The sequence below is a fragment of the Desulfosarcina ovata subsp. ovata genome (assembly GCF_009689005.1).
Taxonomy (GTDB): Bacteria; Desulfobacterota; Desulfobacteria; order Desulfobacterales; family Desulfosarcinaceae; genus Desulfosarcina; species Desulfosarcina ovata.
Window position 1 is genome coordinate 6,413,901 of record NZ_AP021879.1, and the last position, 24,937, is coordinate 6,438,837.

At 54.8% G+C, this 24,937-nt stretch carries 23 protein-coding genes and 3 riboswitches; of the genes, 16 read left to right on the top strand and 7 right to left on the bottom strand.

The window, feature by feature from the left end; all coding sequences use genetic code 11:
* Positions 1-93 precede the first annotated feature (93 nt).
* Positions 94-275, top strand: a riboswitch (cobalamin riboswitch).
* 203 nt (positions 276-478) lie between these two features.
* The 11 genes from GN112_RS28105 to GN112_RS33710 all read left to right on the top strand — a co-directional run bounded on the left by GN112_RS28105 (position 479) and on the right by GN112_RS33710 (position 11,577).
* The gene (locus tag GN112_RS28105) at positions 479-2,632 is read left to right on the top strand and encodes a TonB-dependent receptor (RefSeq protein ID WP_155313201.1); all 2,154 of its coding nucleotides are present in this window, start codon (positions 479-481) and stop codon (positions 2,630-2,632) included.
* Between the two features lie 109 nt (positions 2,633-2,741).
* A riboswitch (cobalamin riboswitch) is annotated at positions 2,742-2,942 on the top strand.
* 341 nt (positions 2,943-3,283) lie between these two features.
* On the top strand, positions 3,284-3,517 hold the full coding sequence (locus tag GN112_RS28110; RefSeq protein ID WP_155313202.1) for a hypothetical protein: 234 nt from the start codon (positions 3,284-3,286) through the stop codon (positions 3,515-3,517).
* An 8-nt stretch (positions 3,518-3,525) separates the two neighbouring features.
* On the top strand, positions 3,526-3,810 hold the full coding sequence (locus GN112_RS28115) for a hypothetical protein (RefSeq protein ID WP_155313203.1): 285 nt from the start codon (positions 3,526-3,528) through the stop codon (positions 3,808-3,810).
* A 28-nt stretch (positions 3,811-3,838) separates the two neighbouring features.
* Positions 3,839-5,062, top strand: coding sequence for an efflux RND transporter periplasmic adaptor subunit (locus GN112_RS28120; RefSeq protein WP_155313204.1), 1,224 nt, complete (start codon positions 3,839-3,841; stop codon positions 5,060-5,062).
* A 36-nt stretch (positions 5,063-5,098) separates the two neighbouring features.
* A complete protein-coding gene (locus GN112_RS28125) occupies positions 5,099-5,800 on the top strand; it encodes an ABC transporter ATP-binding protein (protein WP_231717160.1) in 702 nt (233 codons plus the stop codon).
* Positions 5,797-7,011 (top strand): ABC transporter permease, encoded by a 1,215-nt coding sequence (locus GN112_RS28130; RefSeq protein WP_155313205.1) that lies wholly within the window; start codon positions 5,797-5,799, stop codon positions 7,009-7,011. The genes GN112_RS28125 and GN112_RS28130 overlap by 4 nt, the downstream gene beginning before the upstream one ends.
* Positions 7,008-8,222 (top strand): ABC transporter permease, encoded by a 1,215-nt coding sequence (locus tag GN112_RS28135; RefSeq protein ID WP_155313206.1) that lies wholly within the window; start codon positions 7,008-7,010, stop codon positions 8,220-8,222. The genes GN112_RS28130 and GN112_RS28135 overlap by 4 nt, the downstream gene beginning before the upstream one ends.
* A 162-nt stretch (positions 8,223-8,384) precedes the next feature.
* Positions 8,385-10,040 carry a TolC family protein gene (locus GN112_RS28140; protein WP_155313207.1) on the top strand — a complete coding sequence of 552 codons (1,656 nt, stop codon included), beginning with the start codon at positions 8,385-8,387 and terminating at the stop codon, positions 10,038-10,040.
* A 69-nt stretch (positions 10,041-10,109) separates the two neighbouring features.
* Positions 10,110-10,309: riboswitch (cobalamin riboswitch) on the top strand.
* A 138-nt stretch (positions 10,310-10,447) separates the two neighbouring features.
* The gene (locus GN112_RS34940) at positions 10,448-10,579 is read left to right on the top strand and encodes a hypothetical protein (protein ID WP_269434955.1); all 132 of its coding nucleotides are present in this window, start codon (positions 10,448-10,450) and stop codon (positions 10,577-10,579) included.
* A gap of 24 nt (positions 10,580-10,603) precedes the next feature.
* Positions 10,604-10,948, top strand: coding sequence for a hypothetical protein (locus GN112_RS33705; protein WP_162459151.1), 345 nt, complete (start codon positions 10,604-10,606; stop codon positions 10,946-10,948).
* Positions 10,939-11,577, top strand: coding sequence for a cobaltochelatase subunit CobN (locus GN112_RS33710; RefSeq protein ID WP_162459152.1), 639 nt, complete (start codon positions 10,939-10,941; stop codon positions 11,575-11,577). The genes GN112_RS33705 and GN112_RS33710 overlap by 10 nt, the downstream gene beginning before the upstream one ends.
* Positions 11,578-11,704: 127 nt before the next feature.
* Here GN112_RS33710 and GN112_RS28150 read toward each other — a convergent pair whose 3' ends face one another.
* Positions 11,705-12,673 (bottom strand): metal ABC transporter solute-binding protein, Zn/Mn family, encoded by a 969-nt coding sequence (locus GN112_RS28150; RefSeq protein WP_155313209.1) that lies wholly within the window; start codon positions 12,671-12,673, stop codon positions 11,705-11,707.
* A 272-nt stretch (positions 12,674-12,945) separates the two neighbouring features.
* Here GN112_RS28150 and GN112_RS28155 point away from each other — a divergent pair, with 272 nt between their 5' ends.
* Genes GN112_RS28155 through GN112_RS28170 form a run of 4 tightly spaced genes read left to right on the top strand, consistent with a single transcriptional unit; the run spans position 12,946 to position 16,830 of the window.
* Positions 12,946-14,688: a hydantoinase/oxoprolinase N-terminal domain-containing protein gene (locus tag GN112_RS28155; RefSeq protein ID WP_155313210.1), complete on the top strand. Its 1,743-nt coding sequence runs from the start codon at positions 12,946-12,948 to the stop codon at positions 14,686-14,688.
* 9 nt (positions 14,689-14,697) lie between these two features.
* Positions 14,698-15,084 carry a hypothetical protein gene (locus tag GN112_RS28160; RefSeq protein WP_155313211.1) on the top strand — a complete coding sequence of 129 codons (387 nt, stop codon included), beginning with the start codon at positions 14,698-14,700 and terminating at the stop codon, positions 15,082-15,084.
* Entirely contained in the window at positions 15,044-16,093 is a 1,050-nt protein-coding gene (locus GN112_RS28165) for a permease (RefSeq protein WP_155313212.1), read from the top strand. Before GN112_RS28160 ends, GN112_RS28165 begins: the two co-directional genes overlap by 41 nt.
* Positions 16,090-16,830, top strand: a complete 741-nt coding sequence (locus GN112_RS28170; protein WP_162459153.1) for a TIGR03943 family putative permease subunit — start codon at positions 16,090-16,092, stop codon at positions 16,828-16,830. Before GN112_RS28165 ends, GN112_RS28170 begins: the two co-directional genes overlap by 4 nt.
* A 19-nt stretch (positions 16,831-16,849) precedes the next feature.
* Here the strand turns inward: GN112_RS28170 and GN112_RS28175 are convergent, their stop codons facing one another.
* The 3 genes from GN112_RS28175 to GN112_RS28185 are packed head-to-tail and all read right to left on the bottom strand — an operon-like array spanning position 16,850 to position 22,009.
* Positions 16,850-18,061, bottom strand: a complete 1,212-nt coding sequence (locus GN112_RS28175) for an ATP-binding protein (protein ID WP_155313214.1) — start codon at positions 18,059-18,061, stop codon at positions 16,850-16,852.
* A gap of 46 nt (positions 18,062-18,107) precedes the next feature.
* Positions 18,108-18,287, bottom strand: coding sequence for a hypothetical protein (locus GN112_RS28180; RefSeq protein ID WP_155313215.1), 180 nt, complete (start codon positions 18,285-18,287; stop codon positions 18,108-18,110).
* Positions 18,288-18,319: 32 nt separating this feature from the next.
* Positions 18,320-22,009, bottom strand: coding sequence for a cobaltochelatase subunit CobN (locus GN112_RS28185; protein WP_155313216.1), 3,690 nt, complete (start codon positions 22,007-22,009; stop codon positions 18,320-18,322).
* 200 nt (positions 22,010-22,209) lie between these two features.
* On the opposite strand from GN112_RS28185, the gene GN112_RS28190 reads away from it, so the two are divergent.
* Positions 22,210-22,464, top strand: a complete 255-nt coding sequence (locus tag GN112_RS28190; protein ID WP_155313217.1) for a DUF5615 family PIN-like protein — start codon at positions 22,210-22,212, stop codon at positions 22,462-22,464.
* A 128-nt stretch (positions 22,465-22,592) separates the two neighbouring features.
* On the opposite strand, the gene GN112_RS28195 is transcribed toward GN112_RS28190, so the two are convergent.
* The 3 genes from GN112_RS28195 to GN112_RS28205 form a co-directional block, all read right to left on the bottom strand.
* Positions 22,593-23,135, bottom strand: a complete 543-nt coding sequence (locus GN112_RS28195; protein ID WP_231717264.1) for a helix-turn-helix transcriptional regulator — start codon at positions 23,133-23,135, stop codon at positions 22,593-22,595.
* Positions 23,136-23,152: 17 nt separating this feature from the next.
* Complete coding sequence (locus tag GN112_RS28200; RefSeq protein WP_155313219.1) at positions 23,153-23,605, bottom strand: hypothetical protein; 453 nt, start codon at positions 23,603-23,605, stop codon at positions 23,153-23,155.
* Positions 23,606-23,800: 195 nt separating this feature from the next.
* Positions 23,801-24,814, bottom strand: coding sequence for a methyltransferase (locus tag GN112_RS28205; protein WP_162459154.1), 1,014 nt, complete (start codon positions 24,812-24,814; stop codon positions 23,801-23,803).
* Positions 24,815-24,937 lie beyond the last annotated feature (123 nt).

The window sequence follows — 24,937 nt, forward strand, 5'->3', positions numbered from 1 at the left end:
GGTCATGGCGGTTGGCCTTTATGCCTTTGATTTCCGGCAACCTAATCAAAATTGACATTGTCATAAAATTTTATTATGTAAAAATAACTTCAATTAAGTAAGCTATTTTCAGGTGCCAAACCGGCATAATACGGGAATCCGGTGAAATTCCGGAACGGGCCCGCCGCTGTAATCGGTGACGAACGCTGCAAGGATACCACTGGAGAGAATCCGGGAAGGAGCGGCAAGTAGGATGAACCGAGAGTCAGAATACCTGCCTGGAAATAACGCATCCTTCCTCGTGGACAGAGGGAAGGGTGCAGATCCTTCCGGATAAAAAAGGGAAATCCCGGATCGCCATGTATTTTTAAGGGGTCCGGTTTTTTAATGCCTGCCTCTGACAATCATCGTTTGGAGTGTCCACACACAAACTCAAAGTTCTCTGCTGCCTGTGATTCACAGGAGACAGGAGGCTTGCAATCTTTTTTTGAGGAGAAAGATGAAAACCGGAACAAACGTCAAGTTATTTTTAAGTGTGGTGATGGCAAGCTGTATACTCTGGTCAAATGTATGGGCGGGTTCTGGGGCGCCTGAGGAGGAAACCACGGTTCTTGAAACCCTCATCGTAACCGGTTCCGGGCAGAAAACAAAACTGCTTGATACCAATGCGTCGATCCATGTGATCAACAGAAAGGATATCGAGAATTCAGGGTTGGGCAACACCGCCGAATTGATTTCATCCATTCCCGGGGTCGTTAACCAGAAATCAAGCTCCCAGACCTATTTCAGTATCCGCGGAACCAGATCAGGAATGTCAGGAGGGCCCCAGATCTATGTGGACGGGCGTCCCATCAATGTGGGGGTATACGGCTACAGCAAGATAGACAGTATTCCTCTGGATAGCATTGAAAAGATAGAGGTGATCAAATCTCCGTCCACGGCAAAATACGGGCCCAATGCAGGCAGGGGGGTGATCCTGATCACCACCAGAAAAGGAACCCAATCTGGAAAATCGCTTAGCGGCCATGTTTCGGCTGAATACGGATCATGGAATACCAGAAAGGGAGATGCCGCTATTTCGGTAAAACAGGAGCAATTTGATTATGACCTGTCAGCCTTTGCCGAAAAATCTGACGGTTACCGAAACGATGACCGGGACATCAAAAATATTGATGGCCGGGTGGGATGGCAGTTTGACGGCGGCCGGATTGACTGGATCACCGGGTATAACGAGTCGTTCAACAAATACCCCATCGGGCTTGCCGAATGGCAGGTGGAAAGGGACCCCACCGTGGTCTCCGCCAATACCAAGGAGGACGGCAGCGGCTATGAAATGCTGCCCAATGAATCTGATGAGGATCTTTTCAACACCATTTTGACGCTTGACTATGACAAGAACGATCTGCTGATCAACTCCTCTGTTGGTTTCAGCCGGGATCATCAGGATCTTAGCTACAACAAATATCTGAACGATTCAACAAAACTTGACGACAACTACGAAGACGATCGGGTTGAAAACCTTTATGATTTCAAGGCCAGCGTGGGAAAGGTGTTCAGCGGGCAAAGCGTGTCAAATACGTTGACCTTTGGTCTGGATTACCGGTACAGCGATTTTGAGCAGGACCGAGTTTATCCCTATGATACAGAAGGAAACAATGATGATTCAGAGGCGGCTGCGGATATAGACGCTGAGAAAAAGATGTTCGGAGCCAACTTTAACCATGAATTGAGCTGGAATATTTTCAAGCTTCAGTCAGGCCTGCGTTACAATTACGTTTCCTACGACCTGACCAACCGGGTGCCCCAATCCATCAGTGTGGACTATGACAGCGATATTGACTGGAGTATCTCCCCCTCGGTGAACATTCTTGACAATGCCAACCTTTTTATCACTTGGAACCATTCCAAATACTATCTGCCCATGGGATATTACAGTTCTAATATGTCTTACGACAATGCGTATACCCGGCCAGAGGACTTGGACCCGGAAACCTACGATACCATTGAGGCCGGCTGGAAGCACCAGATGTCCAAGGCTTTCAACTACAGCCTGATCCTGTACTACACCGTTGTAGACGATAAAATCGTATCTTACTATGAAGGCACCTCTTTTCAGGGCCGTCGCAATGCCGGCACCAGTATCCACAAAGGTGTTGAAGTTGAGATCGATGGGCGTCCAAGACAATGGATTGGTTACAGGCTCAGTTTTACCACAATCGATGCCGAATGGGACGAAGGCACGGCCAAGGCCTATGCAACGCCGGATGCCTCCAGCACATCGGTGAGCGATCTTTCCGGTAAAACCGTGAATTATGTGCCTGAGTACGAATATACCGCCGGCCTGGATTTTTATCCTTTTAAAGATACCAAGTATGGATCTTTGACCATCGCCTTGGATCTTCGAGGCTTTGGCAAGCAGTATGAAGACTATAACAACAATCTTGAAATGTCTGCCGCTGATTTTCTGGATGCCAAGATCACCTGGGATTATAAAGGATTTCAATGCTATCTGAGTGGTACCAATCTCTTTGACAAGGAATGGAATCGGATGGTGAATGCGACTGGCAAGGCCCATTCACGTCTTACCACGGGTTCGGGTTTCTATCCCCAGGACGGCCGATATGTCGGTATCGGCGTAGCCTATAAGTTCTAACGCGGGAAACCCGCAATCATGTGCCTTTTCTCAATTTCCTGTTTTTTCGACAGAAATTGAGGAATAAGGTGCTATTGTCTTTATGCTTGACGGATGAAAACAAGTGCAATATGAGAAGTAAATTTCAGGTGCTCTGCGAAGCTTAATAGGGAACCCCGTGAAAATCGGGGACAGGCCCACTGCTGTAACCCCTTGCCGGCAGGAAATACGCCGGAACCCGAACGCTTTCATGCGCCACTGTTCCAATGGGATGGGAAGGCCGCGGTCGGGGAGGGGAAGTCAGAAGACCTGCCTGAGATATTAAGGCGTATACTTCCGGGGTGGAAGTACGCACGCCAGGATCTTGAGGATAAAAAAGGGACATCCCCGGATCGAATCGTTGATCGGTCCGGGGATTTTTGTTTTCCTCGGACGAACCGGCTTACATTTATCTATGGGAGGTTGTTTCATGAAGCTGCAAAGGGGCGTCCGATGGGTTGTCGCGGGGTTGATGTTATGTGTTTCTCCTGCGTTTGGAGAGAATACCGATGGTGCTGAAGAGACGGTTTCCGAACCATATCAGTGTTTAAGATAATGTTTTTGGCAAGGCCAGAGGGAGGAAGTCGTATTGTAATACTGCGACGACCGATAACGCCGCCCAAAAACATTATCTTGAATGCTATAGACACGATGGTGGTGGCCGCCGGAAGAGTTGCGGAAGAAATCGAGGATGTGACTTCAACTTATGCATCCTTACTGGACGCCACCTGCGCCTCCGTCACCGCGCGGTTGAGCGGCAGGAGCGACATCGCGCTCATGGACATATCCGCCGTCCCCTTGCCCGAGGCGATGGCCAAGGCGTTGGGCGCCCTGGTGGCCGGCATTACCGGCAACGAAACCGAATAAGAGAAGCCATGAATTCTCCTGAGCAAACCGTCAACCGGCTGGCCGCGGAATATGCGCTCAACGTGATCGAAAAAGGCGTTGCATGCTGCCACCATACCTGCAACAATCTCTTGTTCAACCAGTTGGTGCTCAATATTATCTCCCTGCCGGGAATTATGAACAGCCAGGCGGATACCAGCGTTTTGACATCGTCGGGCATCCAGTGGGCGGCGGCTTTTGTTTGTCGTGCTGGTGCCGGGATTGTTTGCCTGGGGAATCCGCCGCGGGCGGCAGTGAAAAGAAAAGGGATATGATGACCTATAAACGTCGCGGGTGTTGGAAATGAAAAAGAAGCTTCGCTGGGTTTTGATGGCATGCGTCATCGTATTGATGACGGTTTTATGGATTTGGCAACCCTGGAAGGCCGCGCCCAAGAAGACACGCAATGGGCCGGCCACCGCAAGGGTCTCCCTGGAAAATGTGGTTCACACGATTCTGGCCACGGGCAAAGTCATGCCCCAGGTCGGGGCAGAGGTCAATGTGGGGGCCCGGATATCGGGGAGATTGGATAAGCTTTATGTGAACGTAGGCGATACCGTGGGCAAAGGGCAGATCATTGCCGAGATCGAAAAAGAGGATTTGGAGGCGACAACGGCCGAAAAAGAGGCCGAGGTCGCTCTCGTTGAGGCCAGACTGGAGGCGCTCAAGCGGGAAGGCCCGCAAGAAATTGCTCAGAAGGAAGCTGAACTGGCGGAACGCAAAGCGAAACTTGAATTCGTTCGCTGCAAATTGAGCCGCGATGACCAACTCCTTAAAAAAGCCCTCATCTCCAATGAAGACTGGGAGGAGACGTCCAGTGACTTTAAGGCGGCCCGTGCTCAATACGAGGTGGCCCAAAGGAAACTCCAACTGGCCAATACCAACTTTGATGAGGGGTTGAAGCAGTTGGCTGCAGAATTGCGCCGCACGCAGGCATCGCTTAAAAACGCCCTGGTGAAGTTATCCTACGCTGCTATCCACGCCCCTTTGAGCGGTGTGGTGGGCTCTGTTTCAACCCGTGAGGGCGAAACCGTCGCTGCGGGGCTCAGTGCCCCCACCTTTGTCACCATTGTGGATTTGAAGCGTCTTCAACTGGATGCCTATGTGGACGAGGTGGACATCGGGCGGGTCAAGGTGGGCCAAAAAGGTTTTTTCAGCGTTGACGCATTTCCGGGCAAGGAATTTCATGGTCGGGTGACCGCCATTTATCCGCAAGCGGTGATTCAAAACGATGTGGTTACCTATGATTGCATTATCAGCATCGACACGCCATACGACGGATTGCTTCGTCCCCAGATGACCGCCACCGTGACCATCATGGTGGCGAACAAGGAAAATGTTCTGGTCCTCCCCGTCGGTGCCGTTAAACACCGTGCCGGTCAAAACGTGGTTTGGCGGCGCAAGGGCGACCGGATAGAAGACGTCTCGGTAACTACCGGCTGGCAGGATGACACACGGGTGGAAATCCTGTCAGGGCTTTCGGAAGGGGAGGTGGTGCTTCTCTCACCCCCAACGGATATCAAGTAATATAGCCACATTTCCTTAAACCCTATAGAAGGAGCGATGATGATCAGGTTGGAAGGAATCAGTAAATTATACGGTGTCCCGCCGCAGGAAATGCGGGCCCTGTCAGGGGTCGATCTGTCCATCGACGCCGGGGAATATGTGGCCATCATGGGGACCTCCGGTTCGGGCAAGTCCACGCTTCTGAACATTTTGGGATGTCTGGATCATCCCACCGAGGGCCATTACCTCTTGGCGGAACGCGACGTATCGACCCTGGATGACACAGCCCTTTCCAAAGTGCGCAATGAAGTTTTGGGCTTCGTATTTCAGCAATTCCATCTTCTGCCCCGCTTAAGCGTCATCAAGAACGTTTTGTTGCCGTTGATCTATGCACCGGAATATCCATCCGACGCCCTTGAAAAGGGCACGGCCGCGCTTTCTTCGGTGGGGCTGGAAAACAAACTGGCTGCCAAGCCGGGGGAACTTTCGGGCGGGCAGCAGCAACGGGTGGCCATTGCCCGGGCCCTGATCAATGAGCCCTCTATCCTATTGGCGGACGAACCCACCGGCAACCTCGACAAACAGAGCGGCAGAGAAATCCTCGACATTTTCAAGAAACTCAACCGCGATGGGCGGACGGTCATCATGGTCACCCATGATTCGGAGGTAGCCAAGGAGTCGGGAAGAGTCGTGGTGATTGAAGATGGCAGGATCGTTTCGGATCAGCGAGGTCTTCATGCGAGAGGAGAACGATCATGAGAATAGGGCGACTCTTCAGGGAGGGAATGACGGCCTTGATGTCAAACAAAACCCGAACATTTCTGATGGCGCTGGGGACCATCGTGGGTATCGGTGCCCTGACCGTCATCCTTTTTATCAGCGCCGGTACAAAGCGGGAGGTGGCGCAGAAAGCGGAACGCTTCGGCGCCCGGGCCATTCTGATCGTTCCCGCCCACGGTAAAATGAGCCAGGCTGTCGGCGGGAAATCAGCGGAAGCCAAACTGAAAATGGCAGACGCAAAGGCCATTGCCGACCAGATCGAGGGGTTGGAGGGGATTTCGGCCTCAACGTCGCGGTACAGCCAACCGGTCAAGGCGGGCGCGGTCCAGACCACAACCAACGTGGACGCGGTCGAGGCCAACTGGCATTTCGTTTGGGATTGGCCCGTGGCGTCCGGCGCGCCCATCACGCAAACGGACGTGGATAAATTGTCCCGGGTCTGTGTTTTGGGCACCACGCCCAAAGTGGAACTTTTCGGTGACGCCGATCCCATCGGGACTGAAATCCTGATCGGCAACGTCTGGTTCAAGGTCAAGGGGGTCCTGGCGTCACGGGGCATCACCGGAACCGGGCATGACCGGGACCGGCGGATCGTCATTCCCTTCAGTACCGGGATGAGACGGCTTTTCAACCAGCAGCACATCAGCAATATCCGGGTCAAGGTAAACGCGGATTACGATCTGGACGCAACGGCCCGATCCATCGAGGCGTTGCTCTATCAACGGCATAACATCGATCCCGCCATCGAATCGGTTTTCACGGTTTTTTCCACCAACAGTCTGGTCAAGCGATTCGAAGGGGTTTCCGAAACCGTATCCCGGCTTCTGATTGCCCTGTGTGGCCTCTCTTTTCTGGTGGGCGGCCTGGTACTGATGAACATCATGCTCATTTCGGTGGCGGAGCGGAAGGCGGAAATCGGCTTGCGCAAGGCCCTGGGTGCCGCCCGCCGGGACATACTGGTGCAGTTTTTGATGGAAGCCGTCGCCGTAAACGGCCTGGGCCTGGTTTTGGGGTGGTGCCTTGGCATGCTGACGGCCTGGATAATTGCCCGGTTTACCCAAATCCCGGTTGCGCCTTCCGTCTTGTCCTTTGTGTTGGGTGGCGTCTTCTCCGTGGGCGTGGCCCTTGTGTTTAGCTTGCAGCCGGCCCGCCGGGCGGCCAATCTGGATCCGGTGGAGGCCATTCGGTGAACTGGCTGGCCAATTCGGCATTGTCCGTTGAGGTTTTGGCCGGACACCGGCTGAGAACGGCGTTGAGTCTGTCCGGTATCGTGATCGGTGTCGCCTCGGTGATCATCATGATTGCCGTCGGTATGGGGGCCGAAAGAAAGGTCATCGAGAGAATCGAAGCCATGGGCACGAATCTGATCGTGGTAACCAACGATCAGACACGCAAAAGCGGAGGCACCGTCAGACGCATCCAAGCGGCAAAGACCCTCAAACAGAGCGATGTCAGCGCCATTGCGGCCCGGTGCCCATCCGTGAGCAAGGCGGCCGGTTCCATCCGGCGATCCATCATCCTGCGCTACAAAGGCAACACGGTCAAAACCACCCTCGTGGGCCTGGCGCCCGACGGTTTTTCCATTTGCCGCCTGGTGCCGGAAGCGGGTCGTCTCTACGGCGCAGCCGAAGAGCGATCCCGGCGGCGCGTGGCGGTCTTTGCCCCGACGGCCGCCGGCAACACCTTTGGGGGCGCAACAGGGGTGGGTGAAGCCGTTCGTCTCGGACGGCAGCCGTTTCGCAGCATCGGACGCACCGCTCCCAAAGGGGCCGACTTCAACGGTACCGACATGGACGACAGGGTCTTTGTGCCCCTGGCCACGGCCATGCGACGTCTGGTGAACGTCGATTATCTGGACACCATATTTGCCCAAGCCGCCGATGGCGTCCCCTTGCACGTGGCCGAAGAGGAGATCAAAACCGTTTTGCGTCAGCGGCATCGTTTGGGTAACCGGGCCGATGACTTCTCCGTTTACAACCAACTGGACCTCATCCGCCTGCATAAGGAGACGGCCCGTTCGTTGACCCTGTTGATCGTCACCGTGGCCGCCTTGAGTTGGGTGGTGGGCGGCGTGGGGATTCTGGCCGTCATGCTCATGGCCGTAAGGGAACGACGTTCGGAAATCGGTCTTCGGCGCGCGTTGGGGGCAAAGGCCGGGGACGTATTGTGGCAGTTTGTTTTCGAGGCCGTCATCCTGGCGCTGGCAGGCGCCGTGAGCGGGTTCATACTGGGCCTTGTGGGCATCTGGATCACCCATGCGGCCGGCTGGGGGCCCACGCTGATCCCCTGGCCGGCGGCTTTTCTGGCCGTGGGCGCTTCCATTTTCCTGGGGTTTGCATGCGGGGTTTATCCGGCCATCAAAGCGTCACGACTAAGCCCGGTCGTGGCCTTGAAACTGTAAGATCCTGTTTGATAAACCCGTCTAAGGCCCGCTAACGGCGTTGGAAAGTGTCTCAAAATGCTCGAATATTACTTATATGCGCCGCTTTTGAGGCCCTTTCCGCCTTGTTAGCGGGCCTGATCCAGATTTCTCAAACAGGATCCAAAGAAAATCTATTCACCTATGAAACCTCTATCCAAATCGATTTTCTCATTTCGCCCGCTCCTGTTCGTCGGGGTGCTGGGGGGGTGTCTCACCATGTCGTCATGCGCCGTTGTGGAAAGCGGCATTGACCGAACCGTCGACGGTCCGGTTTTTCCTGCGGACACTTGCGTGACCATGCAAACCGATGACGCACCCTTACCTGTCTCTCCACCCCCGTCGCCGTCTCTCACAGTGTCGCTTCCCTTGACGCTCACCACCACCGATGCCATCCTGCTGACACTCCAAAACAACTGGGCGCTGATGGTCGAGCAGCTGAATCCTGCCGTTCAAAATACTTTTGAGGATACGGAACGGGCGGTTTTCGATCCTGAAGCCACCGTTGAAATAAGCGGCGGGCGAACCGACGGAAAAAGCCAGTCAAGTACGAGTGCCGGGATCAGGGATTTCTCCGAGGTTGAGGCACTGGGCGTTATTTCCCTTGAGCAATACTTCCCCACGGGCACCACCGTAACCCTTGAAGGCAAGGCCGAACTGGATGACTACTCCCTCTATCGAGACGCCTTATACTGGTCCCGGCTGGGATTGACGGTCAATCAGGCCCTTCTGAGGGGATCGGGAACCACGGTAAACCTGGCACGACTCCGGCAGGCCCGCCTGGATACCCGCATGTCGGAATATGAGCTGCGGGGGTTCACCCAGTCGCTGGTGGCACAGACGGAAGAAGCCTATTGGGACTATGCGCTGGCAAAACGTCAGGTGGAAATCTATGAGGAGTCGCTCAACGTCGCTCGAGACCAGTTGCACGAGACCCTGACCCTGATTGAGGTGGGACGATTGGCAGAATCCGAACTGCCCGCCAGTCAGGCGGAACTGGCCAGCCAGGAACAGGGCCTGATCGACGCGCGGAGCAAGCGGAAGACCACACGGTTGCAGCTGCTGCGCCTGCTCAATCCACCGGGCGCGAATCTCTGGGAAAGGGAGGTCGATCTGATCTATCAACCCACCCTGCCCGACGTCAAACTGGACCCGGTTCAGGCGTATATGGAAATGGCCAACCGGTTACGTCCCCTTTTAAATGAAGCCCGGCTGCAACTGCTGCGAGATGACCTTGAGGTGGTCAAGACCAGGAACGGTCTTTTGCCGGCATTGGATCTGTTCGTCAGCCTGGGTAAGAGTGGGTATGCCGATTCCTTCGGCCGATCTGTCCAGAACATGGACGAGGACGATTACGATGCATATGTGGGCGTGCGATTTCAATATCCTTTTTTCAACCGGGCGCCGCAATCCGACTATCGGCGCGCCATGTTGAACCGGGAACAGGCGCAAAAAGCCTTGGATAACCTATCGCAGCTTGTGGAACTGGATGTTCGCACCGCTTATGTGGAAGTCAACCGGGCAAGGGAACAGATCAAGGCCTCCGCTACCACAAGGCTTTTCAGCGAGGAAAGCCTTCGCGTTGAAACAGAAAAACTGCGCGTGGGAAAATCGACCGGTCTTTTGGTGGCGCGGGCCCAGAGGGATTTGTTGATCAACAGGATTTCGGAAGTGGAAGCCCTTGTCAACTACATCAAAGCCCTGATTCATCTCTATCAGCAGGATGGATCCTTGCTCGAACGTCGGGGTGTTGTCGCTCCTGGGAGGGAAACAGTAAATTTTTCCCGGGTGATGCCCTGATCAGGGCATCTTTATGCGCTTACCCTGAACCCCAAGCCCTTTGGACTTGACAGAAGAAAACAGGCTCAATACGAGAAAACAATTTCAGGTGCTCTGCGGAGCTTAATAGGGAACCCCGTGAAAATCGGGGACAGGCCCACTGCTGTAACCCCTTGCCGGCAGGAAATACGCCGGAACCCGAACGCTTTCATGCGCCACTGTTCCAATGGGATGGAAGGCCGCGGTCGGGGAGGGGAAGTCAGAAGACCTGCCTGAGATATTAAGGCGTAGACTTCCGGGGTGGAAGTACGCACGCCAGGATCTTGAGGATAAAAAAGGGACATCCCCGGATCGAATCGTTGATCGGTCCGGGGATTTTTGTTTTCCCCGGACCAACCGGCTTACATTTATCTATAGGAGGTTGTTTCTTGAATCTGCAAAAAGTCGTCCGATGGGTTGTCGCGGGGTTGATGTTGTGCGTTTCTCCTGCCTTTGGTGAGAATAGTGACAGTGCTGAAGAGACGGTTTCCGAACTAGACACGATGGTGGTGACCGCCTGAAGAGTTGCGGAAGAAATCGAGGATGTGACTTCAACTTATGCATCCTTCATGGAATCCGCCCTGGCGATCAGCGATGCATACCGAACCGGCCTCATCAAGGATTTGACCTTACTGGACGCCACCTGCGCGTCCGTCACTGCGCGGTTGAGCGGCAGGAGCGACATCGCGCCCATGGACATGTCCGCCGTCCCCTTGCCCAAGGTTTTCAAGCCCATGGATGGCAAGCCGCCGGTGGAGATTCTGATCACCTTCGGCTTGAAGTTCGCCTCCACCATCACCGACGAGCTGCGGCAGGGGCTGGTGGACTTGAACGTTCCGGTGGTCAATGTCATTCGCCCCTATCTCGAAAGCATCGATGCGTGGTGCTAAAGCGAGGTGGGATTTGGACCCTTTTTGAAGTGAGTTGGGCCGTGGCCACCCCGGAATTCTCCGGGACCATCGAACCCACCCCCCTGATCGGAAAAACCCAAATCCTCGATCCGGACACCGGACGCCGCCTGATGGTCCACGACACCATCGACGAGACCGTGGATCATTTCATCCCGCGCCTGAAGAAATGGGTCGTCCTGCAACGTAAGCCCAATTCCGAGAAGAAGGTCGCCATCCTCTATTTGATAGGGGTGGAACCGGTTTGGGACGCCATGGGTCGCGTCAAGGGTAGGCGGGTCATTCCGGGATCCCGGCTGGGGCGTCCGCGTATCGATGTGCTGATTAATCCGTCGGGACTTTACCGGGATGTGTTTCCCGACAAGCTGATCTTCCTGGACGAGGCGGTTCAAAAAGCCATGGTTCAGACGGATATTGAGAATTTGCTCGCCAAAAACAAGGCGATCATTAAAAAAGCACTGATGGACGCGGGCATCGGCGAAAAAGAGGCCGAAACCCAGTCGCGTTTCCGCATTTTTACCGAAAAGGTTGGCTCTTACATCAAAAAACAATTGAGATTTGCCGATCGCTACGCGCTGAGAAAAAGCCAACTGGTTTGCTATGTTAAATAGCGTCCTGGAATATAAGCCGTGCAAACCACTACTGAAATGATCGATCAAGGGCGGGTGCTCCCATGCAGAGCATGGGAGCACGATAAGCGATTGATCGAGGCTAACCGCTCACCTTGCCTGCGACCTCTCATCGCAATGCCATCTTGAATTTCTCGGCGACCATGAGCAGGTTGGCCGCCCAATCCTCGGCTAGCGGGTCGGCAGGTACGACCTGACCGTGGATTGCCCTGGCGATTTGCTCGGCGCTTTTGGTGGAGAACTGAGGCTGTACGAAAATAACATTGATCCTGCTTTTTCGGGCATGTTCGATCAGGTGCTGCAATTGCTCGGGCTTGGGGGCTTTACCTTCGATTTCGACGGGCACCTGGCGGAGTCCGTAGGCATGGGCAAAATACCCCCAGGCCGGGTGAAAAACCATGAACTGAAACCCTTGCCGGCCGGCAAAGGTCTGCTTCAACTGCGTGTCCAGTTTATCAATGGTCGCTTCGAAACGCCGATAATTTGCCTCGTAAACGCTTCCGTGGGCCGGATCCATCGCCTGTAGGGCAGCCATGATCGTGCGCGCCTGAATCTTTACCAACGGTGGGGACAGCCAGATGTGGGGATCGAGCCCCTCTTGAGAATGATGGTGCCCTCCCCCGTGGTCCAGGTCTGCATGGCCTTCATCTTCATGATGATCATGCCCCTCATTGTGATCCGCTTCGACCGCTTCGTGGTGTTCATCCTCCTCATGGTGATGATCGCCGACCATGGAAAGCTTCTCGATGCCTTTATCCGTATGCACCACTGTCATGTCGGGACTCGCGGCGGCGAACTTGGCCAGCCAGACGTTCTCAAAGGGTACGCCGATGGAAAAATAAATCCTGGCATTCGAAAGCTCGGCCATCTGTCGGGGTTTGGGTTCATAGGTGGCGGGACTGGCGCCCGGCTGAACCATGACCTGAACGTCAACCCGATCCTTGCCAATTTGTTGCACAAAAAATTTCTGGGGAATGATGCTGACGAAAACGGGAATTTTCTCCACGGCATACCCGTAACTTGAAAGTAACAAGAATATAAACATATAGAAAAAGATAACGACAATTCGGCGGTTCATTTGATTCTCCTGTTAGCGTTGGTGTTGCTGTGTGATGGTGACCGTATCTGCAACTTTTTTGCGTATACCTTGCATCTCCCATTTTTAAAATTTGGGTCAAGGGACAAACGGCTTGAAAGCCGTCTCTCAGATGATGGAAAATGACTATATTTTATTTATTTTTTTATCCAATTCCAAACAAGAATCCAGGGACGATTCAGATGCGTCTTAACCCAAACCAAAGATGAAATGGTTGATATGCAAATTTATTGCATTAAATTGGAATTTGCAATATGTACCCGTGGAAAAAGTGGGATATTCGCATTCGGATCGTTTTTTTCGTGGGCATGCCCCCCCTTACAACCGTCACTGGAGAGGAAAGACCGGAAACAATGCAAACGGCAACGCTCAAGCCAGCCTACGGCATCGGTATCGATACGGGTGGCACCTATACCGATGCGGTGCTCTTCGATCTTTCCCGCCGGGCAGTGGTCAGAAGCGCAAAGCGCCCGACCGTGCATCATGATCTGCGGCAGGGAATCATCGATGTGCTGGACGATATCGTTTCCGGCCAGGAAACCGAACAAATCAGGACGATCGCCTTTTCCACGACCCTGGCCACCAATGCGATCGTCGAGGGACGCGGCGCAGACGTGGGCCTGATCGTCATCGGCCAGGTAAAACCGTTCGAGGCACCGGTGGTTTCAACTTGCTATGTGGATGGGGGGCATGACCACATGGGAAGAGAAGTAAAGCCTCTGGATATCGAACGGATCGTTGACGCGGTGGCCGGAATGAAGAGCCATGTGACCGGTTATGCCATTGCCGGTGCCATGAGCATCGAGAACCCGGCCCATGAGCAAGTAGCGGCCAAGGCGGTGGAACTGACCGATCCCCAACCGGTTTTTTGTTCCCACGCCATCAGTTCCCGGGCGGGCATCCGCGAGCGCGCTGCCACGGCGGTTCTCCACGCCCGCCTGAGACCGGTTATCCAGGCATTCGTCGACCATGCCGAGCAATTGTTGGAGCATCGACACATCAGTGCTGAAATACGGATGATTCACGGCGACGCCACGGCCATCGATCTGCGCCAGGCAGCCTTGCGCGCCGCCAGCACCGTGGCCAGCGGTCCGGCGGCAACGGCCTATTTCGGCGCAAAATCCAGCGTAGCCAAAACGGCGTTGGTCGTCGACGTCGGCGGCACCACCACGGATATCACCCTGATCAAAGACGGAAGACCGCTGATTTCATGCGACGGCAGCCTTATCGATCGCTGGCGGACCCATGTTGACGCGGTGGATATGCACACGGTGGGAATTGGCGGAGACAGCCTGGTTGCGGTGAACCGTTCGGGAGGGATCACCGTCGGCCCCCGCCGGGTTCAACCGCTGTGCATGGCAAACGGCATTCCCGACCCGGCAGACTGGATCGGTGCGGACGACCGCAACCGCTGGATTCTCGCTACCGATCGCAGGCAGAATGAAGCTGCACCAACCGATCCGATCCTGACGTACCTGAAACCCCGCGGTGCCACCCCCGCCGACGTGATGGATGGTTTGGGCATGTCAGACCTGGGTCTGGATCGCCGACTCGAAGCGCTCACATTTAACCATCAGGCAAGAGAAATCGGGTTCACCCCCACCGACGCGCTGCATGCTCTTGGCAAGCTTCATATCGGCGATAAGGCACGTAGCATTTCCGGCGCGGCGGTACTGGCCGGACTTGACAACCAGCCGCTCGAAACGTTTTGCCGCCGGGTGATCGACCTCACGCAGCAAAAAATCGCCGACACCATTATCGGCTACGTCTATCACCAGCAAACCGGCAAGCCCATGAGCAATCTGACCGGCACGAACCAAAAAGAGGCCCTGCTCTCCTTTTCCTTTAAACTGGGTGTCCCCATCGTTGGCATCGGCGCCGCAGCCCGTGAAATCCTCCCTGATGTGGCCAGGCGGCTGCAAACACAACTCATTCTGCCACCCCATTTCGAAGTCGGCAATGCCTTGGGCGCGATCCTGATTGCCCGGCAAGCCTGAGGAGCAACAATGGTATCCCTGGTCCCCAAACAAGCCCATGCGCCCAATTGTTTCCATGCCGTGCTGGAGGTCGCCAGCGAAAACAATAACGTGAGTGTTGTCAATGGCTGGTTGTTCAATGGCCGGCAATGGATTCTGCATGCCTGGTGCGAAACCGATGAAGCGGTCATCGACCTGACCGAAACCCATGAGATGATCGACAAGGCCACCTACTACCGAATCATGGGCGTCACCCCCGAGCGAACCGTGCGCTATACGCGGCTGGTGTTTTTCACCCAGGTGGCGGAGCATGGTCATTTCGGGCCGTTTGACACGGATTTTTTCTTTGCGCCCATCACCGCTCAGGATCCTTTAATTGAAACCAATCACCATTCACGCCCATCGACTGAGAAGTAAGCCGACCCACGCACGGAACATCGACATTCTTCCCGTCCTGTTTCTGGTGACGGCTCTCTTTTGTCTGCCGGCCGGGTCGGACTCGCCCGCGCTGAACTCCCTGGCCATCGTTTTCGTCAGTATTGTCCTGGAGGCAATTCCTTTCATGTTGGTCGGCGCCCTTGTCGGCGGCCTCATCGAAGCCTTCGTGAGCCACGAACGCCTGGCCGCCATGCTTCCCAAAAACGGATGGCGGACCGTCTGCGTCGCCGCGGCCGCCGGGATCCTCTTTCCCGTCTGCGAATGCGCCGTGGTGCCGGTGGTGCGCCGGTTGATGGGCAAGGGGCTGCCGTTCTCGGCGGCCATCGCCTACCTTCTGGCCGGTCCCATCGTCAACCCCGTGGTGGCCGTCTCGACGGCCCTGGCCTATGCCTTTGACTGGCGGGTGGTGGCCTTGCGCCTGGCCTTGGGATACGTCATCGCGGTGATCATCGGACTGGTAATGGGGCGGATCTTTGCCTCCACGCCGCCTGGTATTCTGGGGATAATGGATACAACAATGGTACAAGGATGCGGGTGTGGATGCTCCCATGCGATGGCGGCGGATGACTGGCTGGGCAAAGTGGGATCGGCCTTTTGCCATGCAATTGACGATTTTCTGGCCGTGGGGCATTACCTGGTGATCGGCGCCTTTATCGCGGCCCTATCCCAGACATATATCGAACGGTCCACCTTCCTCACCGTCACCGGCGCACCGTTTCTCGCCGAGGGGCTGATGATGCTCCTGGCCATCCTGCTCAATCTTTGCTCCGAAGCGGATGCCTTCATCGCCGCCTCCATGCAAGGCATCATGCCCTTGTCGGCGCAAATGGCCTTCATGCTCACCGGTCCCATGTTCGATCTCAAATTGCTGCTGATGTATGGAGGAATCTTCCGCCGCCGGGTCATCACGATCCTGGTAACCTTCATCTTGCTGGTCGTCTTCGTCGCTTCAATCGGCCTCGGATGGATCGAGGGGACGTGCCCATGAACGCCGCGGATCATTTCCTCCTGCGTTGGCTGGGGCCGCTGCTGTTCGGTGTCTGGTCCGCCGCCCTGCTTTATCTTCTCGTTGCCGGACGATACACCATGTTCCTGCGTCCCGGATTCGGCCTGCTGCTGGCGCTGGCCCATTTCATCGCCATGGGGTTCATGATCGCCGCCCTGCCGGGGGAGCGGCCGGCGATCGTGGACATCGGCGGTGCGCTGCGTGTTCTCGTGCTCCTGGTCCCCATCCTCTACCTATTGAGCCTGCCCACGGCCACCTTGGGCAGCCGCGCGTTCACCAATCGCTTTGTCGGCACGTCCAACATGACCGCCACGCGGGCCGGCAAACCGGCAAAGACCAAGCCTCCTGCCCGACGCGCAACAGACATGTACCACGCGGACGGTGAATTGACCATCCTCGACCTGATGTTAAATCCGGAGCCGCATGACGGCCGGCGGGTGGTATTCACGGGAATGATGCTGCATGACGGGGTGTTGAAAAAATACTTCGACGGCCATGACACCGCCGTCTACCGCTTCCTGATCAATTGCTGCGCCGCCGACGCACTGCCCCTGGCCGTGGCCGTGGATTCCGAGCAGGCCAAAGATTTGGCTACCGACCAGTGGGTGCGGGTGGAAGGGGTCTTTCACTTGCGCCGCATGGGTGACGACGCGATCCCGATGGTCGAAGACGCTATCGTTGTTCCAGTCGATGCGCCCAGGAATCCGTATCTTTTCTGACTATTTTCTTCCACCAGCCTTACTTCGATATGGAAAGCAGAAAATCCAACAAATGGACATGCTCGATTCCCTGATATGACCCACCGGTGACCGCATCCATGGACACCACCTTTTTCGGGAAATTATCGGGGATCGCCAGAAGATTGCCGAATTCGCGGTCCCGGACCTTGGGATCAGGGATCACGTAGGCTGCCTGGACATAGCTTCGTTCGCCGTTCTTCTCGCAGACAAAGTCCACTTCCTGCTTGCCGATCTGACCGACAGTGACATCATGGCCCGCGGTCTTCAGGTGCATGAAAATTATATTCTCCAATATCTTGCCGATATCCATGGCCCGGAATCCCACCAGGGCATGCCGGATTCCGAGATCTTCAAAATAGTATTTCTCACCGATCGCGAAAATCTTTTTCCCGGGGATGTCAAAGCGTCTTGCCGGCAATACCAGCAGGGCATTGGAGAGATACGACAAATAGTCGATCACCAGGTTGTGAGAAATTTTCAGTTTCTGAGACTTAAGATATTCGCTGATTTTGCGGGCGGTAACCAGACTGCCCACATTATCAGCCAGAAATCGTGCCAGCCGTTGCAGAAAGGAAACATTGCGGATGTCATAACGGGATACGATGTCCTTGAGCAGAATTGCATCGGTAACATTGCGCAGGTAGTCGAAAATGATCGTGTCATCCAGAGGCAAATGGCGCAGGTAGGGAAGCCCGCCGAACTTCAGGTAGCTTTGCAGGCTTTCCTGGCCTTTTTCCAACCCGTGAAATGTTAAAAACTCTCCATAGGTCAGGCTATAAATCTTTATTTCGATGTATCGTCCGGACAGATAGGTCGCCAGTTCACCGGAAAGCAGTTTGGCATTGCTCCCGGTTCCATAGATATCCACGTTCCCTTCGGCCTGGAGACTTCGCAAGGCGGTTTCGAACCCGTCGATGTCTTGCAGTTCGTCGATAAACACGGACAGGCGGCGGTCCGGGTTGCGCTGGTGCGCAACATATTCCAGCAGGTCGTCGGCGCGTCTGATGTCCGCGAATTCATGCAGTTCCTTGTTGATATAAATCTGCTGCCCCTCCGGATCCTGCTCCGACATCCGGTCCATCAACTGAAACAGCATGTAGCTTTTTCCCACCCGGCGCTGGCCGACCAAGATCTTTATAATATCTTTCCGGGCATAGGGCATTACACGGTCCAGGTAGAGCGGGCGTTGAATGTAATCCGGAGTTTTCATTATGGCCACCGTTATTTGGCATTTATAATCAATACTTTTACTATGATTACAACATTTGTTGGATATGAACAACAAATATTCCATCATGATGCCAAATCACAACCATTGCGGCAGGGCCAAGCCCGATACAGACGGTCGGCACACTGGTATACCCGATGGCCTCGGCGAGTTTCAGGGCCACGCCGACGGCGGCAAAGGCGTCCATGCCGGAGATGGACATTTGCAAGGATCATCTCCTTTTCTAAATGGATTCATGTTTTATCGTTTCATCCCCTTCCAAAAACCACGCCCGATGATGGCCACGATGGCGACCACGAGCAGGATGGCGGCCAGCGATGCCCCGGACGAGGAGATTTCAGACGCCTCTTCCTCTTTCTTCTCCTTCAACTCGTAGCCCTTGACCTCCTCCGCCTTTTGAGTGCCGGTTTCGCCGGTGGCTTCATCCGGCGCCATGGCGGATTTGGTCTCCTTGGTCTCCGCCTTCTTGACCCACTCCGGGGTCTTTACATCCTTGCCGGTGGATAACTTGACCTGTTGCTGGAACTTAAGCATGGTCGCCGGCGAGACCAAACCCGGCACGGAGAGGATATTGGCGGCGAACTGGTTCATGGCGATGTTGTTGCAGGTGTGCTCGCAGCAGGCCATGCCCTGGCGGGCCACCGATTCCACATAGTCCACGGCGACCTTGCGGAGCATTTGCTCATCGAATTTCTGATATTCCTTTCTCTCCACTTCCATGATCCTGGCCGTGATGGACTGCAGGGCGTGCGGGCTGTTCTTTTCGAAGAACTCCTTGAGCTTCATCCCGTACTTGTCCGCCACATAGACCTGATAGGTCTGCTCCCACATCTCCTTGGACACTTCGTCCGGCGTGACCACCTGCCAGCCCCAGAGGTTTTCGGCGAATTTGGCCATCTCGCGGGCACCCGAATAGCCGTTTTTTTGCATGCCTTCGATCCATTTGGGGTTGAAATTCCGGGCGCGGACCTCAAGGCCCAGAGCTTTTGCGAAATCGACCATCTTGGGGTCCGAGGGGTTTTTGGCATCCGCGATAAACAGATCCGGAGTCTCGCCGGAAACGTTTCTCACCGCCATGGCCAACCCGCCCATGTATTGATACACGTCGTCATTGTCCACCACTCCGAAAAGATTGGTGGAGCGGCTGTGGACCACCATGTCGGTTCCCTTCAGCGCCTGTTTGAAGGCATCCTGGGATTTCTTCCCCCACACGTTGCGGCCGTAGGCATAATTCATGCGGTTGATATAAAGATCCGCCAGCTTGTCATCCTTTTCCCAGGTGCCGCTGGCCGGTATGGCCTCGTTCAGTCCCGTGCCGTATCCCTGATTGGGAGCACCGAAGATACGGAAGCGGGCATATTCCGCAGCCTCCTTTTCCGTATAGCCCTGTTCCTTGAAGACCTGTTCGGTTTCCAGGGTATGCAGGCGAACGAAGTTCTCGTATTTCTCATCTTCCGCCTTGATGATCATCTGCACGGCATCGTCGATCAGACCGATCTGGATGGGAAAGACATCCCGGTACAGGCCGGAGGCGGAGACCAGGATATCGATGCGGGGCCGTTTCAGCTCTGATTCCGGGATCAGTTCCACGCCCTTCACATAGCCCCGGCCATCCCAGATCGGCCTGGCGCCCATCAGGTAAAGGGCCTTCGACTCCATCACGCCGTGATGCCGCAGGGTCTCCGTAGCCCACAACACCAGGGCGGTTTTGTGCGGATAGCGTCCGTTCTTCTTCAGATAGCCTTGGATCAGATCGTCAGCCAGTTTTTTGCCGACCTTCCAGGCTGCCTGGGTGGGCACCTTCTCCGGGTTGAAGCCGTAAAAATTCCTGCCCGTGGGCAGGGCTTCGGGATCACGGATCGGATCATTGCCCGGACCGGGCAGGACATAGCCCGCGTTCAGAGCATTCAGGATACTTTTAATCTCCTGGTCGCACTGGCCGAGGCTTGTCGCATACCCGATGCCCCGTTGGATGATTTGCTTCAGCCAGACCTTTTGCCTGGGTGATGCCGCGGCATAGTGTTTCCCCAGGCTTTCGCTAAATATTTTCTCCAGGGGCGTTTTCTCCAAAATCGCCTTTGACAGCAACACCTCGCTGACCGTATCGATGGCTTCCATCTCCTTGATGTATTTGCCCGGTTTTTGCTTCATTTTCTTCAGGTCGAGCTTCTGAATTCCGGCAACGATTTCATCCAGGGCCGGAATGTCGGTTTCGACAGCCAGCATGGCCATCACCATGCTGACAAGGCTTTCGCCGGTCAGGGGAACCCCCAGGGTATGCAGGCCGTAAGGCATGCTCGCGCTTCTGATTTCGGCGAGATAGTCGTGCAGGACGTCAAGCAGCTCATCGAAATGATCCTTGTTCAGTTCCACGCCGATATCCTTGCCGATGCCAAGCGTATCCGTCAGTTGCAGGATTTCCTCCTGGTATTTCTCCGCCACGGCCGGCGTCTGGTCCTTGGCCTGTTCGTAAAGGGGAATCAGCTCGTTGATTTTGGCGTACTCCTTGTAAAGACCGGACATCCTGATGCCCGGAATCATGTGGTCGACGATCACCCCGTACCCGCGCCGCTTGGCTTGGGTGCCTTCGCCCACGTCATCCATGAGATAGGGGTAGATATCCGGGATATCCTGCATGAGTACATCAGGCGCGCAGGTTTCGCTCAGGCCCGCCTGTTTGCCCGGCGTCCACTCCAGGGTGCCGTGTTTTCCGAAATGAATTACTGCGTCGGTGTTGAATGCGTGCTTCAGCCAGAGATAAAAGGCCAGATACTGGTGATGGGGAGGCAGGGTGATGTCATGGTAGAGATGATCCGCCTCCTCGAGCCAGCCGCGCGTGGGCTGGGGACCTATGAACAGGTTGCCCAAAATCAGCCCCGGAATGATGATGTACTTCTCTTGCTTTGCCTTGTCTCCCCAGGTCATGAGCGTGGTCTGGTCGACCGTGCCCCATTTCTCCTCGACGCCGGTCCGGAAAGCCTGGGGAAGCTCATTGTACCACTTTTTATAATCCGCTACCGGAATCATCACAAGCTTGCCGGTGTCAACCATTTTCTTCAGCTCTCCGGGCGCCTTGGTGCTGATGTTGCGCCCCTGCATCATGATCATCTCCTTGAGCGTCTCTTGGGTCAGGGAAACATTTTCTCCCAGGTTGTATCCCGCTTTACCAAGGGAATCCAAAAGAACCTTCAGACTGGCGAAAAGATCGAGGTAGCTGGCCCCCAGGTTCTGCTTGCCGGTGTGGTGATTGTAGTAAAGCACGGCAATTTTCTTTTGGTCGTTGGCAAGGTGCTTCAACCTTAGCCAGGCCTTTGTCCGTTTGACCACTTTCCCGATCCGTTCGGCCACGGGGACCCGCTCCGTGATTTTCATGCCGGTCTTCTTGTCGAAATAGATCCGTTTGCCGCCCACGACCGTCGGCTCCACGAGCCCGCTCATCTCCGGGAGAAAGATCTGGGAAGCCAGCTGGACAGGCGTGATGCCTTGGGGGTTTTTTTCCCATTCCGCCACCTCGTTGTAGAGTGAAATCGCCCTGATCACAGGGACATTAGCATTTTCCAGCAGTGCCACCGATTTTTCCTTGGGATGGGAGAACATCAGCGAGACCACGATATCGATCTGGGGCACGCCGTCCTTCAGGAAATAGTGCTGAACTTTTTCAGGGTCACTGCCAGTCATTTCATCCAAAAAATAGCTGTAAACCAAGTCCTTCAGACCGTTTTCCACAAGCCAGCGATAACGGTATTTTTGAAGCATTTCCGATGCGTTCAACTCGGTATGGGTACTTCCAAAACAGCGAATGTGTTTTCGAATTTCAAAATCGCGTAGAATCGCGATCCTTAACGGCAGCATCGTTTTCGGAAGCGTTACGTCAATGGTTTTGAGTTCATCTTCTTCGTTGTGTTTCTCCCAGCCGCCTTCATCTTCCAACGCCGGGCCGATCAGTTTCTTGATCTGCTTATTTTTTTTCAGCCGATGGCCCGACCGGAAGACGAGCCAGAATAGCTGGTACAGGAATTGATGTCTGGGAGTTTATTGCTACATTAAAAGGTTTGGATGAGGATTACGATAAACTGAAGGAAACTTACCACTGGCTAAGCGACCCACAGATCAGTTCCGGCGGGTAAAGAATGAAGCTGTATCTGGATAAAGATATCAGTCCCAGAGTGTCGGAGATTTTAAGAAAGAATGGAATCGATGCTGTGAGTGCCCACGAAGATGGTATGCTGGGGGCATCGGATGAAGAGCAGCTTGCCTTTGCGGCTGCGAAAGAACGAGCAATGGTGACTCGCAACAGGGATGCTTTTATCACTTTGACGGTTCAGGCGTTTGAAGCGGCTAAGACCTCACAAGGGGCTTATCATTGTCCCTCATACCATATCTGAATCCGATTTTGGTAAGCTTGCCGCTTTGCTGATGACGTATGCGAAAAACCATCCCCAGGGATTGGAATCATATACTATCGAATTTCTATCCAAAAAGAGCAGTAGGTAAGAAAGCATTATCGAATTGTTTATAACGTGCCCATGCACCTGCCGGGAGAGGCACCGAACTGTTTTTTAAAGGCCTGGGAAAAATGACTGATGCTGTCATAGCCCACGGCATAGGCGGTCTCGGTAACGTTGAGGCCATGGTCAAGCATTTGTCTGGCCCGGTTGAGTCTTTCGTTGCGCAGATACTGAAAGACCGTCATTTCGTACATTTCACGGAAACAGCGGTTCAATTTGGGATGGGACATGCCGGCCTCCCGGGCAAGCTGGCTAAGCCCTGGTGGGTCTTCCAGGTTGCTGACCAAAAGCTCCCTGACCCGCTCGGTGCGTTTTCGGTCGGTCGGGTGCAGGCGATGCTCGTGAGTGGCCGGTGTTTTGCGGACATCCGACATCTGGTGGAGTTGATGGGCGATCAGCTCCAGGGCGCGGCTCTCGAAGAATAATTTGCGGGTTACGCCGCCGAATGGGCAGCCAACCAGTTGCTGCAACGCCGCGCGCATGGCCGGGGTAATCGTACGGAGCCGGTAAAACAGGTCGTCCTGCTTTTCCTCCAGGATGTTCTTCATCACCGGATGGATCGCATTCAGATCGCGTTCAGATCGGATTCGAAATAGAAACGGAGCCGCTCCGGCGAAATAATGATCCGCACCTGGCGCTGGGGTACGTCTATGCCCATGCAACTGGTTCCATTGGGATCCGGGCAATAAAAAATACCCTGCTTTCCAGACGATATTTCAATGGGCTCCTGCTTGTTGCCGTATCTGGCCATGGATTTGCCGGACAGGCAGAAGCTAAAGGAAAAGGCCGCAGGGTGATCGGCCATGGAAAAGTGGATATCTTCGTGAAACAGGCAATCACTCATCCAGATATCGAAACCCGGACGGATCTCGGTTCTGGCAAACCGGAGATCGCCGAAATCTCCGGATCCCTGCCATCGATATTCGAAATGTTCCGGGGTGTCGCGCCTGATATCCAGCGCTGTCGGAGAGCATATACCGTCCCGGGGCGTGTAACAAAAATGGTATCGCTCGGCCATTTGAGAAATCCGATCTGCTTCGAATTCGGCATTAAGGCGAATCCCACCATAAAAAAAGGCGCTTGCGCTACCGCTGTTTGCGGTTCGCAACCACCTTCACTTCGCGCGCACCGCTAAGCGGCCGCGCGCCGTAAGTAACCACTAAAACAATTAAACTATTCTATTCACAGATTTTTTGCCGGTTTGTCAACCGTTTCATTTTCGGGCGATATCCAACTCCATGGGCATCATGGGTGTCTCCACGATTGTGCTCTCCACGGAGGCGAAGCCGGCACGCTTCATGGCCTCGGCGACTTCACCACTGTCGAACATCAGGTCCTGCCCTGAAAGCATCCAGGCCATGCTGCCTAATACATATGCCGCCGGCTGGGTCCGTTCGTGGGTAAGCCCATCCGCATGGCTGACAAATACGCCCCCCGGCTTCAGGGCGCGATGGATCTTTTCGAGCATTGCGGTCAAGCCGGGGCGCACGAAATTAAGTGTCGCGCTGGCCCAGATCAGATCGTATCCTTCGCCGATGGGATCGTTAACATAATCGCCGGCCATGGTCGTCACCCGATCCGCCATCTCGTATTCGGCGATGAATTCCTCGGCGACCTTGGTTACCGCCGGTTGATCAAAAATCACCCCACGCATACGGGGATGTTCGGCCACCATGGCAATGCAGTAAAGCCCCGGCCCGCCTCCCAGATCCAGCATTTTCTCAAAAGATGCGAACCCATCGATTTGCGATACTGTGGCGGCCATTTTTTGGGCCGGGCCGCCCCGCTGGTAGTTGGCCATGGACCGGGCATGGGCCGCCCAGACGGCTTCATTGCCGAAATCGGCAGGCGTATCAGGGGGACCGTGACGCACCGCGTGGCCGATATCCGCCATGATGCCGGCCGACATCCCGTCCATCATGGAAAACATCCGGCCCACATAGGCCGGGCTCTGGCTATGGAGGGCCATTTGGGTGTCCGGAAGGTTCTGGTAACGATTATCTTTCTTGTCCACCAGGTCCAAAGCCGCCAGGCCGTCGAGTAGAAACCGAGTGCACATCGGATGGGTGCCTAGCTCTGCGGCCACTGATTCGGCGGATTGCGATGTCGAGAGGAAATCAAAAATATTCAGTTCAATGGCAGTGAGCAGCAATTGGGTTTTTGTGCGGCCATTGACGATGTCGAACAGATTATGCAATTCCAGATCTAAATCGGGTAATTGTTTCACGGCGCCTCCTTTTTTATTTTCCAATTAATATTTTTCATGAAACCGGATCAAGCCCGGCATGACGATACGGCAACTTGTTTCCCTCAATGTTGCAACATTCATTGGAGGTACAAGACCATCAAC